Raw genomic sequence first — 12,179 nt, 5'->3', positions numbered from 1 at the left:
TCCTTGACCAGCTCGGCCCCGATCTTCTCCCACGGGTCCTCGAGCTCGATCTCCTTGGCGATCGACACACCATCGTTGGTGATGGTGGGCGCGCCCCACTTCTTCTCCAGCACCACGTTGCGGCCCTTGGGGCCGAGCGTCCCCTTGACGGCGTCGGCGAGGGTGTTCATGCCGCGCTCGAGCCCGCGGCGCGCCTCCTCGTCGAACGCGATCATCTTCGCCATTGCGTCGTCCTTCCACGCAATCACGACGAACCTTGCACGTCACGGCCGGGCCGATACCCGCGACGGACCTGCTCGAACGCGCCGAGCAGGTTCATCGACCCGACCGGCTCCGGGCGACCGCGCCCGGTTAGCACTCAGGACATGGGAGTGCCAGCTCCCTCTTAGCACCGGAGGCGGGGCACGTGCAAGCGACGGGCCCGTGGCCCTCGCCCGACCTACTTCGTGCGCAGGTACTCGCGGATCTTCTCCGCGTCGAGGACGACCGACGGGTCGTACTCGGGGGCGTCCTCGATCTGCTCCAGGTCGTTGAGGCCGCACTGCTTGTAGATCCGGTTGATCGCGGAGATCAGCCGCGCGGGACGGTGCGGGTCGGCGTTGAAGTGCTGGTGGATCGTGTTCGGCGGCACGTAGATGACGTCACCCGCCTCCCACTCGAAGCGCTTGACCTCCTCGCGCGGCTTCCAGTGGTAGGTGTCGGTGATCTCGACGTCGCAGTCCTGGTGCAGGTCGTAGCCCCGGCCCTCGAGGACGTAGAGGCACTCCTCGGCCAGGTGCCGGTGCTTCCCGGAGCGGCTGCCCGCCGGGATGATCTGCATGTAGGCGTCGACCGTCTCCATGCGGGTGTTGAGGTCCTCGTTGATGAGGTGCTTGAGCAGCCCCTGCCGCGACATCTCCCACGGCAGGTCCGCCGGCTTGAGCACCTTGCGCCGGCCCGCGTTGCGCGCGGGCGCCTCCTCCGCGTCCCGCAGGAGGTTGGCGTAGAGGGGGGCGTTCTCGGTGCCCGCGACCCACGCCCCGGTCTCGGACCAGGCCATCAGTAGCCCTCCCGCGGGTGGTTGTAGTCCTCTTCCTCCTCGCGGGCCTCGAACCCGATGCCCTCGGGGGTCGGCGCGCTCGGGCGCGGCTCCACCTGCTTCTGGAAGAGCATGTTCATGAACATGTACATCGGCTTGGTCTTGATGACCAGGGCGCGGGCCGGGCGGTGCGGGTCGGCGTTGAAGTGCTGGTGCACGCAGTTGTTGTGCACGATCACGACGTCGCCCGCCTCCCAGTCGTAGCGCTCGCCGTCGTGGATCTCGTAGCCGCGGCCGTCGAGGATGTAGAAGGCGGCCTCGTTGACGTGCCCGTGCTTCTGGGACTTGCCGCCGGGGCCGTACTCCTCGAGGTGGAGGTGGAAGGTCTGGGTGATGCCGTCCTTCGGCTCGACGTAGTGCCTGCTGTAGGCCTGCGGCCCGTCGACGAACTTGATCTCGCTCGCCTTGCGCACCCGCGGCATGGACCGCAGCCGCTCCAGCTCGGCGTTGAGGCCGTAGTCCCCCTGGACGGCCCGGACGAACGTGCGGTTCTTCTGGCTGTGGTAGAGCTGCCGGGACGCGTCCTCGGGCGGCGACATGCCGACCTCCTCCCTATTGGACTGACCGTTTTACCTTAGTACATACTGGCCAGCAGCTCACGGTAGTGCGGCGGAGCGCTCAGGATCCGCTGGACGAGCGTGTCGAGCTCGGCGCCGGGCAGGAACGCGAGCTCGCGTTCCTGCTGCTGGGCCGCGGCGAGCAGGTCCGGGTTCGCCATCGCGGCGGCCATCGCCTCCCGCCAGCAGGTGGTGGCGGCCTCGTCCATGCCCGGCGGGCCCACCAGCGGGCGGCCGATCTCGATCAGCGCCAGGTGCGCGTCGATCAGGGCCCGCTGCTCGTCGCTCATCGGGACGTCGCGCACCCACGGGACGTCGGCCTGCAGCCACGACGGCGGCTGCTCCCCCATGCGCAGCACCGGCGTCTGCGTGCCCTCCTCGATCGCCTGGCGGCGGCTGCCCGGGTTGCCGGACATGCCGTCGAGGGCGCCCTGCAGGATCGCGAGCTCGGTCTCCCCCGACCCCGGAAACCCGGTCACGACCTCGGCGTCGATCTCGAACACCCGCGACAGCAGCGAGGCGGTGACGTAGTCCTCGGCGCCGGGCCCGGTGGAGCCCCAGCGGAAGCCCTGGGCCTGCCGCACCGCGTCGAACGTCTGGTACGGCCCGTTCGCGCTGGTGACGATCAGCGGCGGCTCGCTCACCACACGGCCGATGTAGGTGAAGTCGTCGAGGGAGAACTGGGCGCCCTCGGCCCCCGCGAGCGACGAGCCACCGGCGCCGACCCCGTTCATGATCGCGATGGTGGTGCCGTCGGGGCGTTCGGTGAGCAGGTTGTTCAGGGCGAGCAGGCCGCCCGCCCCCGGTCGGTTCTGCACGGCGATGGTCGCGCCCGTGTTCTGCTCCAGGTACGGGGCGAGCAGCCGCGCGTACGAGTCGTAGCCGCCGCCGGGTTCGTAGGGCACGACGAGGGAGACGGTCTCCCCCTCGAGCGACGAGCAGGCCGGCAGCGTCTCCCCACCCGCCGCGGCGGTGCCGCTCGAACACCCCGCCAGCACCACCGCCCCGACGCCCAGCGCCACGACGGCCGCGAGGCCACGCCGACGGTCAGCCACCACTCCTCCTGCGGGGGACGAGTTCCGATCACTCCACGAGCAGACCCGCCGGCACCGGGACCCCGAGCACCAACCGGAAGACCGCGTAGAGCACGCACGCGATCACAATGGCGTAGATCGCGCTGAAGATCCAACTCCGTCTGCCTGCGAACCTCAGGTACAGCAGCGAGAAGACCGCCGCGGCGAGGTAGAGGCCGCAGACGTAGAGCAGGGCGTAGAACCCGGCGACCCAGCCGAGCGCCCTCGCCCACCGCGCGGCCCCCGCGCTGCGGAACACGTGCTCGACGTCGTCGGGGTCGGCGTCATCGGGCCCTGCGTCCCCGTCCGGCGCCGGGGCCGGCCGGCGCAGCCGCAGCACGGCCTGCCCGAGCAGCAGCAGGCCGAGCAGGAAGCCCGCGCCCGTGACCAGGCGCGGGAACAGCGCCGCGCGCGCCGACCACTCCCCCGCCTCGGTGAACCCCCAGGCGAACAGCGCGACCAGCAGCGCGGCGATGACGACGTCGGCGACGGCGTCGGGCGCCCGACGCCCGCCCGCGGTGTCCGGCTCGACCGGGGCCTGCGCGGTCATACCGCCTCCCCCGTCGTCGCCCGGGCCGCCCGCCGCGCCCTCCGGCGCCGGATCGCGGGCACCAGGATCGTCGTCGCCATCGCCAGCCCGATCACGACGACGATCGGCCGGCTCAGCCACGACCACCCGTACAGCGAGTGGGACAGGAAGAGGTACCGCTCGGCCAGCGATCCGAGCACCACCGCGAGCAGGAACGGAACACGCGGCCAGTCGTACCGGATGCACGCGACGCCGAGCGCGGCGGCCCCGAGCATCACGACGATGTCGCCCGCGGAGTTGCTCGACGTGTAGGCGCCGAGGGTGAGCAGGAGCAGCAGGAACGGCACCAGCAGCGGTCCGGACACGAACGTGAGCCGCGTGAGCGGCTTGAGGAACACGAACGCGGCCGCCACGGCGATCGCGTTGGCGAGCACCGTGATCCAGATCATGGAGAAGGTGACGTCCAGCTGGGTCGTGAGCATCTCCTGACCGGGGTTGAGCCCCACGATGAGGAACGCCGACAGCAGCACGGCGCTGCCGGCGCCGCCGGGGATGCCGAACCCGATCGTCGGGATGAGCGATCCGCTGTCCTTGGCGTTGTTGACCGCGCCCGCCGCGATGACGCCCTCGACCGAGCCCTTGCCGAACATCTCGGGTGTCTTCGAGCTCTGCTGCGCGGCACCGTAGGCGAGGAACTGGGCGACGGTGCCACCGAGCCCGGGCACGATGCCGATGCCGGTGCCGATGGCGCTGGAGCGGATGACGAGGGCCCAGTGGCGGACGACGTCGCGGATGCCCTGCCCGACGCCCGCGAGGGAGGTCCCGGCGGTGTCGGCGCGGGCGATGCTGCGCTTGCTGAGCATGATCTGCAGCACCTCGGCCCCGCCGAACAGCCCGACGACGAGCGGGACGATGCCGATGCCGTCCCACAGGTAGAGCAGGTCGAAGGTGTAGCGCTGCACGCCCTCCTGCGGGTCGAGCCCGACCAGCGCGACGAACAGGCCGAGACCGGCCATCGCGAAGCCCTTGAGCAGCCGCTTGCCCGAGAGCGCGACGACGAACGTCAGGCCGAGCACGGTCAGGGCGAAGAACTCGGGCGGGCCGAAGGCGAGCACCACGGGGCGCAGGACCGGGATGGAGAGCGCGAGCACGAACGCGCCGAACACCGCGCCGAGCGCCGACGACAGCAGCACCGCGCCCAGCGCCCTCGCCCCCTCCCCCCGTTTGGTCATGGGGTGGCCGTCGAGCACCGTGGCCGCCGACGTCGCCTCGCCGGGCACCCCGAACAGCACCGAGGTGATGTCACCGGCCGTCGACGTGACGACCCACATGCCCAGCAGGAAGGCGAACGCCTCGACCGGCTGCATGTCGAAGGTGAACGGCAGCATCAGCGCGAGGGTCACGGCGCCGCCGAGACCGGGCAGGATGCCGACCGCGAAGCCGATGGCCACCCCGAGCAGCATCAGCGCGAGGGGTACCGGCTGGAACACCTGCGTGAGACCGTTGAGCGCGTCGGTCAGCATCTATCGCCTCCACGCGACGACGCGGTGATCCACGGCACGGCTGGTAGTTTGGCACAACAATCAGACCTTTGCTGCAGCCGATCGGAGCACAGCGAGTGCCGTCGCGTGATCATCTCTCGCGCGACTCCATCGCGTCGACCGCGGGTGCCGGCATCTACTCCCTCTCACTGGGGGCGGCGAGCGTGGCCCTGCCGCTGCTCGCCCTGCAGGCCGGCTACTCGGCCTTCGCGATCGGGGCGCTGACCGCCGCCTCCGCCGTCGCGCAGATGCTCGTCCGGCTCGCGTTGGGCCGGGCGATGCGCCGCTGGCCCGACTGGACGCTCATCGCCGGGGCCGGGATCAGCCTCGCGGCCAGCTGCGCGATCGTGACGGTGTCGGACGCGCTGGTGCCGTTCCTGGCCGCCCAGCTGCTGCAGGGCGCCTCCCGGGCGTGCTTCTGGACCGGCAGCCAGACCCACGTGGTGCGCGGGGAGGGGCGCGCGGCGGGCGCGCTGGCGCAGATGAACCTCGCGGGCTCGGTCGGGCAACTCGCCGGGCCCGTGCTCGCGGGCGCCCTCTCCGAGCACGGCCCCGCGCTGGCGCTGGCCGTCTCCGCCGCCATCGCCCTGCTCGGCGTCGTCCCCGCGGCCCTCTTGGACCGGCTGCCGCCGTTCGCGCCCCCGCCCGACCGGCAGCCCGGGCGGATCTGGCGCAGGCCCGGGGTCGACGTCGGCTGCTGGGCAGGGGTGAGCGCGGGCGCCTGGCGCGCCCTGCTCACCTCCTACGTCCCGGTCGCGCTCGACGCGGCGGGCCAGACGGCCACCGCGGTCGGCATCCTGATCGCGATCGCCAACGGCGCGCAGCTGCTCGGCACCGGGATGGCCGGGCGGGTCCCGTCCCGCGGCTCGGTCCGCGCGCTGCTGGCCGCGATCGTGGCGACCGGCGGGGCGACCGCGCTCACCGCGGCGACGGCCGCCAGCGCCCCGCTCGCCGCCGCGGTGCTCGCGGTGAGCGGCGTGGCCGCCGGCGCGGTCCAGGTCCTCGGCCCCGCGCTCGCCGCCGAGGCCGTGCACCCGGAGGAGCGCGGTGACGCGATCGCCGTCACCGGCACGTTCCGGGCCGCGGCCCTGCTGGCCGCGCCCGCGGCCGTCGCGGGGCTGGTGGTCGTCGTGCCGCTCGCGCCCGCGATCGCCGTGGTCGGCGCCGGGATGACGCTCCCGGCGTTCGCGCTGCGGCGCCGGGGCACTTCCTAGGCCACCCCCTCTTTGGCATAATGGTAAGTCCATTAGTCGGAGGTGGTCCCATGCCGCAGCCCACGCCCGCCGGCACCCTGGTCGTCGGGGCCGGTCAGGCGGGCGTCCAGCTGGCAGGCTCGCTGCGGCAGCTCGGCGACCGGAGCCCGATCACGCTCGTCGGCGCGGAGCCGCACCCGCCCTACCAGCGGCCGCCGCTGTCGAAGGACTTCCTCACCGGCTCGGTCGCGGCCGACTCGCTCGCCTTCCGCGCGCCCGCCTGGTACGTCCAGCAGCGGATCGCGCTGGTGCGCGGCGACCGGGTGGTCGAGGTGGCCCTCCCCGAGCGCGGCCGCCCCGGGACCGCGCGCACGGCGGGCGGCCGGACGCTGCGCTTCGCCCGGCTCGCCCTCACCGTCGGCGCCCGGCCGCGGCGGCTCGACGTCCCCGGGGCGGGGCTCGACGGCGTGCACTACCTGCGCGACCTCGACGACGCCGTCCGGCTGCGCGAGAACCTCGACGCGGCCGCGCGGGTCGTGGTCGTCGGCGGCGGCTTCATCGGGCTCGAGGCCGCCGCCGCGGCGCGCGCCCTCGGCAAGCAGGTGACGGTCGTCGAGGCCACCGACCGGCTCGCCCCGCGAGCGGTGGCGCCGGTCGTGTCGGAGTTCCTCCGGTGCGCCCACGAGCGCCGGGGCACCACCGTCCTGCTCGGCGCCGAGGTCGTGGGCTTCGGCGGGGCGGGCCGCGTCGAGGCCGTCCGGCTGGCCGACGGGCGGGAGCTCGCGGCGCACCTCGTCCTGGTCGGGGTCGGCGTGGTGCCCCGCACCGAGCTGGCCGAGGCGATCGGCCTGGAGTGCGACGACGAGATCGGCGGCATCGTCACCGACGACGCCGCCCGCACGAGCCACCGGGCCGTCGTCGCGGCGGGCGACTGCACCGCGCTCCCCCACCCCGTCACCGGCGAGGGCCGCGTGCGGCTGGAGTCGGTGCCCGGCGCGGTCGCGCAGGCGGGCACCGCCGCGGCCACGCTGCTCGGCCGCGCGCCCGGGCCGCGCGCCGTGCCGTGGTTCTGGTCCAACCAGGGCGACCTGCGGCTGCAGATCGCCGGGCTGTCCACCGGGTACGACAGCGTCGCGGTGCGCGGCGAGCCGGGTGGGGAGAGCCTCACGGCGCTCTACTACCGCGACGGCGCGCTCATCGCCGTCGACGCCGTGAACGCCCCGGCCGACTACCTGGTGGTGCGCAAGGCGCTGGCCACGGGCCGCACGCTGCCCGCGGACAAGGCGGTCGACGCGAGCACGCCGCTGAAGAACCTGCTGGCCGGCTGAGCCCCCCGTTCGGGGCCCTAGATCACGAAGGACTCGATCGACTCGGGTGCGAACAGCTCGGCCGGCGCGTACCGCCGCCGCGACAGCCCCTGCTCGTGGTGGTAGCGCAGGAACGTGGCGAGCGTGTGCTCGTTGGCCGCGAGCCCGTAGGACCAGTAGTCCTCCCCCAGCAGCGACCGCGCCTCCTCCACCCCCGGCACGAGCCAGGGCAGGGTGAACCGCAGCGCGGAGGTGTCGTAGAGGTTGGCCATCGCCTCGGCCTTGGCCAGGTTCAACGCCTTGGCCAGCGACTGCGCCACCCACGGGTGCCGCTCGTAGACGTCGCGGCGGACGACGACCACGTGCATGATCGGGAAGATGCCGGTGGCCGCGTAGTACTCCTTCTCCGCCGCGACCGGGTCGGCGAACAGCCGCCGCACCGGCCCGCCCGGGCGGAACGACGAAGGCACCCGCGGGCTGTAGAGGGCGTCGATCTCGCCGTCGGCGAGCATCTGCGACAGGGTCGCGTCGGGCGGGATCGGCTCGACCCGGACGCGCCCGCCGAGGTCGACGGGGGCCTTCTCGATCCGTCCCGGCGCCTCCTGCCCGCCGGTGCGGTAGGTGACGGACTCGACCGGCACGTCGTGGTGGTCGGCGAGGATGCCGCGGATCCACACGCCGGCCGTGAGCTGCCACTCGGGCGTGCCGACCACCTTCCCGCGCAGGTCCTGCGGTTTCTCGATGCCCGACGCCGCGTTCACGAAGATCCCGCCGTGGCGGAACATCCGCGACGGGTAGACCGGCAGCGCGACGAACGGGCGCGGGTCGAGGTCGAGCGACTTCACGTACGACGACAGCGACAGCTCCGCCACCTCGAACTCGCGGTGGCGCATCATCCGGAAGAACGTCTCCTCGACCGGGAGCCGCAGGTAGGTCAGCTCGATCCCGTCGGGCTGGATCGTGCCCTCGTAGAGCGCCCGCGTGCGGTCGTAGTCGCCGCAGGCGAACGCCAGCCTCAGCCGCCCCACCGCTACCGCCCCGCCGCCCGCAGGCGCGCGTCGAGGCGGGGGTAGACCCGCCGCGCGTTGCCCTCGAAGATCGCGTGCCGCTGCTCGTCGGTGAGGTCGGCGCGGTCGAGGTAGTGCTTCGTGTCGTCCCACGCGACGCCGGTCTCGGGGTCGGCGCCGCGCACCGCGCCGAGCATCTCCGAGGCGAACAGGATGTTCTGCGTCGGGATCACGCTCGTGAGCAGGTCGATGCCGGGCTGGTGGTACACGCAGGTGTCGAAGAAGACGTTCTCGAGCAGCGTGGCCGGGTCGGGCCGCCCCATCCGGATCGCGAGCCCGCGGTAGCGGCCCCAGTGGTACGGGACCGCCCCGCCGCCGTGCGGGATGACGAAGCGCAGCGTCGGGAACCGCGTGAACAGGTCGCCCTCGAGGAACTGCATGAACGTCGAGGTGTCGGCGTTGAGGTAGTGCGCGCCGAGCGCGTGGAAGTTGGGGTTGCAGGAGGCCGACACGTGCACCATCGCGGGCACGTCGAGCTCCACCATCGCCTCGTACAGCGGGAACCAGTACTCGTCGGTGAGCGGCGGGGACGTCCAGTACCCGCCGGACGGGTCGGGGTTGAGGTTGCAACCGACGAAGCCGGCCCCGACGCAGCGGCGCAGCTCGGCCACGGAGTCGTCGAGCGAACCGCCCGGGGTCTGGGGCAGCTGGCAGACGGGCGCGAAGTGGTCCGGGTAGAGGTCCACCACCCGCGCGACGAGGTCGTTGCTCGTGGCCGCCCACGCCCGCGCGGTGGCCGGGTCGGGCACGTGGTGGGCCATCGACGAGGCGCGCGGCGAGAACAGCATGAGGTCGCCGCCGCGCTCGCGCAGGATCCGCAGCTGGTTGCCCTCGACGCTCTCGCGGATCTCGTCGTCGCTGATCTTCGCCGGGGCGGGCGCGGGCAGCGACGGATCGTCCAGCGCGGCGAGCTGGGCGTTGCGGAACTCCTGCTGGGCGGCGGGGACGGTCGTGTAGTGGCCGTGGCAGTCGATGATCATCGGTCGGCGTCCACGTAGGTGAGGCCCTTGGCGGCGAGGGCGTCGCGCATCGCGTTCACATCCAGGCTGAGCTCGCCCTTGGCGTAGCGCTCCCGCGCGCGGGCCTCCTTCTCCTCCCGGGCCCGGCACGCCTCGACGACGGCGGCGGCCTCCGCCCGGGGCACGACCACCACCCCGTCGTCGTCGGCGACGACCACGTCGCCCGGCTCGATCCACTGCCCCGCGCACACCAGCCCGACGTTGACGTCACCGAGCGTCTCCTTGACCGTGCCGAACGCCGACACGTGCCGGGACCACACGGGGAAGCCCATCTCCCGCAGCTCGGCGACGTCGCGGCAGCCCGCGTCGATCACCAGGCCGCGCACCCCGCGGTAGGCCAGCGCGGTGGCGAGCAGCTCGCCGAAGTACCCGGCCGACGACGGCGTCGTCGGGGCGACGACCAGCAGGTCGCCCTCGGCGCACTGCTCGACGGCGACGTGGATCATCCAGTTGTCCCCTGGCGGGACGCTCACGGTCACGGCGGTACCGGCGGCGCGGGCACCGGCCCAGATCGGGCGCAGCGCCGGGTCGAGCAGGTGGGTGCGGCCCTGCGCCTCGTGGATCGTGGACACCCCGAACCGGCCGAGCTGCTCGACCAGCTCGCGTTCGGTGCGGGGCGGGTTGCGGACGACGACGCTCACGCGGTTCCCTTCCACGGCAGCAGTGAGATGTGGATCGCATCCTCCCCCGTCTCGCCGGCCAGCGCGCGGATCGCGTGGTCGACCTGGTGGAGGCCGAAGCTGTGGGTGGCGAGCCGCTCGAGGGGGAAGCGGCCGGACGCGAGCTGCTCGAGCGCCAGCTCGACCGCGCGGTAGCCGTGCCCGCGCGCGCTGGCGAGCGTGATCGACTTCTCGGTCAGCTTCTTGAGCGGGAAGTCCGGGAACGCCGCGAGCTCGCCCTGGGTCACCATGATCCCCTCGCGGCGCTTGAGGGCGTCGATGCCGAGCAGCACCGGGGCCGTCCCCGCCCCCGCGGTGCAGTCGAGCACCGTGTCGACGCCCCGCCCGCCGGTCAGCTCCACCACCCGCTCCAGCGGGTCCTCGCGCTCGACGTCGATCACGGCGTCCGCACCTAGCCCCTTGGCGAGGTCGAGCCGGGCCGCATCCCGTGTCGTCCCCGTCACGATGATCAGCGACGCGCCGGCCTGCTTGGACGCGACCACCTGGGAGAGCCCCTGTTGCCCCGGCCCCTGGATGAGCACGGTCGACGCGTAGCCCACCCTCCCGGCGTTCAGCGCCCACTCGATGCCGTTCGACAGCGGCGTCACCAGCCCCGCGAGCTCGGCCGACACCCCGTCGGGGACCTTGTGGACCACCGCGTTCCACGGCAGGTACATGTACTGCGAGAAGCCGCCCCACAGCCGGCCCGGGTGGTCCGACGAGGTGTAGCCGTAGCGGCGCGCGTCGGGGTTGGTGCGCCAGTCGGTGAGCTCGCAGTGGCGGTACTCCCCCGCGTGGCACCACTCGCAGTGGAAGCACCCCACGTAGTGCTCGACGAAGACCCGGTCACCCTCGCCGACGCCCTTGCGCTCGGCGAACCGGCGCCCCGCCTTCGAGATGACACCGACGTTCTCGTGCCCCATGATCACAGGGGCGGGCGTCGGTGGCTTCGCGTACATTTTCACGTCGGTGCCGCAGATCCCCGCCACCTCGACCTCGAGGAGAGCGCTGTCCTCGTCGATGTCGGGCATCGGGAACTCGCGGAGCTCGGTGACGCCCGGGCCGGTCCGGACCGCTGCGAGCACGTGATCGACCATCGACCCCGCCTCCCCATCTAAGGTCTATTGGTAATACCATAGGCGTCGGTGAGCGACCAGGGGGGAACGAGGATGCAGGAGCCCGGGCGGCCCGTGCTGCGGACCGTCACCCGTACGCAGGGAGCCAACGAGGCGTTGAAGAGCGGTGAGGTGACCCCGCGCGGGTTCCGGCTCGAGTTCGAAGAGGTGCCGGTCCTCGTCTCGGCCTTCCGCCGGATGGTGCGCGAGCTGGCCTACGACGTCAGCGAGATGGCCCTGACCACCTACCTGGTCGCGAAGGAGCACGGCGTCGAGTTCACCGCGCTGCCGATCTTCATCGCGCGCGGGCTGCACCACGGCGTGATCCAGGTGGCCGCCGCGGGCGGCATCCGCCATCCGAAGGACCTCGAGGGCCGCCGGGTCGGCGTCGACCGCGGCTACACGGTCACCACCGGGGTGTGGGCGCGGGCGATCCTGCAGGAGGAGTACGGCGTCGACCTCGACCGGGTCACGTGGGTGCTCTCCGGCGACGAGCACGTCGCGCAGTACCGGCCCCCGGCCAACGTGGTGCCGGTCAAGCCGCCGCGCAGCCTCGAGGAGCTGCTGCGCAGCGGGAAGCTCGCCGCCGTGCTCGGCGCGCCCATCCAGGCGCCGGACGTCACGCCGCTGATCCCGGACCCGACCGGCACCGCCCTCACCGCGCTGCGGGAGCGCGGCCTCTACCCGATCAACCACCTCGTGGTCGTCCGCGACGACGTGCTGCGCGCCCACCCCGACCTCGCCCGCGACCTCTTCGACGCCTTCGTGCGCGCGAAGCAGGTCTACCTCGACCGGCTGACCAACGGGGGCATCGCGTCGCCGACGGCCGTCGACCGGCTCCACCAGCAGGTGCACGAGCTGACGGGCGCCGACCCGCTCCCCTACGGGATCGAGCCGAACCGGGAGGTGCTCGAGCGGCTGGTCCGCACCGCGGTCGACCAGAAGATCCTCTCCCGCCCGGTGGAGCTGGAGGACGTGTTCGCCGGGGACACGCTCGACCTCGTCGGGTAGCGGACCGGGCGGAGCAGGCCGGGGCCCACG

The 12,179-nt window shown here is 72.9% G+C and carries 13 protein-coding genes; 3 read left to right on the top strand and 10 right to left on the bottom strand.

The annotated features are described in order from the left end of the window. The 6 genes from VKZ81_RS29990 to VKZ81_RS29965 form a co-directional block, all read right to left on the bottom strand. On the bottom strand, nt 1-224 hold a 224-nt coding region (locus VKZ81_RS29990; protein WP_324245090.1), incomplete at its 3' end, for a TCP-1/cpn60 chaperonin family protein. Between the two features lie 215 nt (nt 225-439). Further along, complete coding sequence (locus tag VKZ81_RS29985) at nt 440-1,039, bottom strand: cupin domain-containing protein (protein WP_324245089.1); 600 nt, start codon at nt 1,037-1,039, stop codon at nt 440-442. Then, nucleotides 1,039-1,617, bottom strand: coding sequence for a cupin domain-containing protein (locus tag VKZ81_RS29980; protein WP_324245088.1), 579 nt, complete (start codon nt 1,615-1,617; stop codon nt 1,039-1,041). Before VKZ81_RS29980 ends, VKZ81_RS29985 begins: the two co-directional genes overlap by 1 nt. A 35-nt stretch (nt 1,618-1,652) precedes the next feature. Then, nucleotides 1,653-2,690, bottom strand: coding sequence for a tripartite tricarboxylate transporter substrate-binding protein (locus VKZ81_RS29975; RefSeq protein ID WP_324245087.1), 1,038 nt, complete (start codon nt 2,688-2,690; stop codon nt 1,653-1,655). Nucleotides 2,691-2,718: 28 nt separating this feature from the next. After that, nucleotides 2,719-3,258, bottom strand: coding sequence for a tripartite tricarboxylate transporter TctB family protein (locus tag VKZ81_RS29970; RefSeq protein ID WP_324245086.1), 540 nt, complete (start codon nt 3,256-3,258; stop codon nt 2,719-2,721). Continuing rightward, complete coding sequence (locus VKZ81_RS29965; RefSeq protein ID WP_324245085.1) at nt 3,255-4,760, bottom strand: tripartite tricarboxylate transporter permease; 1,506 nt, start codon at nt 4,758-4,760, stop codon at nt 3,255-3,257. The genes VKZ81_RS29970 and VKZ81_RS29965 overlap by 4 nt, the downstream gene beginning before the upstream one ends. 95 nt (nt 4,761-4,855) lie before the next feature. On the opposite strand from VKZ81_RS29965, the gene VKZ81_RS29960 reads away from it, so the two are divergent. Next, nucleotides 4,856-5,992 (top strand): MFS transporter, encoded by a 1,137-nt coding sequence (locus VKZ81_RS29960; RefSeq protein WP_324245084.1) that lies wholly within the window; start codon nt 4,856-4,858, stop codon nt 5,990-5,992. 50 nt (nt 5,993-6,042) lie between these two features. Further along, nucleotides 6,043-7,299 (top strand): NAD(P)/FAD-dependent oxidoreductase, encoded by a 1,257-nt coding sequence (locus tag VKZ81_RS29955; RefSeq protein WP_324245083.1) that lies wholly within the window; start codon nt 6,043-6,045, stop codon nt 7,297-7,299. 17 nt (nt 7,300-7,316) lie between these two features. Here the strand turns inward: VKZ81_RS29955 and VKZ81_RS29950 are convergent, their stop codons facing one another. Genes VKZ81_RS29950 through VKZ81_RS29935 form a run of 4 tightly spaced genes read right to left on the bottom strand, consistent with a single transcriptional unit; the run spans nt 7,317 to nt 11,108 of the window. Continuing rightward, the gene (locus VKZ81_RS29950; protein WP_324245082.1) at nt 7,317-8,306 is read right to left on the bottom strand and encodes an ABC transporter substrate-binding protein; all 990 of its coding nucleotides are present in this window, start codon (nt 8,304-8,306) and stop codon (nt 7,317-7,319) included. Nucleotides 8,307-8,308: 2 nt separating this feature from the next. Further along, the gene (locus VKZ81_RS29945; RefSeq protein ID WP_324245081.1) at nt 8,309-9,325 is read right to left on the bottom strand and encodes an amidohydrolase family protein; all 1,017 of its coding nucleotides are present in this window, start codon (nt 9,323-9,325) and stop codon (nt 8,309-8,311) included. Then, on the bottom strand, nt 9,322-10,005 hold the full coding sequence (locus VKZ81_RS29940) for a 4-carboxy-4-hydroxy-2-oxoadipate aldolase/oxaloacetate decarboxylase (protein WP_324245080.1): 684 nt from the start codon (nt 10,003-10,005) through the stop codon (nt 9,322-9,324). Before VKZ81_RS29940 ends, VKZ81_RS29945 begins: the two co-directional genes overlap by 4 nt. Then, complete coding sequence (locus VKZ81_RS29935) at nt 10,002-11,108, bottom strand: zinc-dependent alcohol dehydrogenase (RefSeq protein WP_324245079.1); 1,107 nt, start codon at nt 11,106-11,108, stop codon at nt 10,002-10,004. The genes VKZ81_RS29940 and VKZ81_RS29935 overlap by 4 nt, the downstream gene beginning before the upstream one ends. Before the next feature lie 60 nt (nt 11,109-11,168). Here VKZ81_RS29935 and VKZ81_RS29930 point away from each other — a divergent pair, with 60 nt between their 5' ends. Then, a complete protein-coding gene (locus VKZ81_RS29930; protein ID WP_324245078.1) occupies nt 11,169-12,149 on the top strand; it encodes an ABC transporter substrate-binding protein in 981 nt (326 codons plus the stop codon). Nucleotides 12,150-12,179: the final 30 nt, after the last annotated feature.

The sequence above is a fragment of the Pseudonocardia sp. genome (assembly GCF_035305885.1).
Taxonomy (GTDB): Bacteria; Actinomycetota; Actinomycetes; order Mycobacteriales; family Pseudonocardiaceae; genus Pseudonocardia.
Note: the sequence above shows the minus strand (reverse complement) of the source record. Positions and strands in the feature narration are given on the sequence as shown.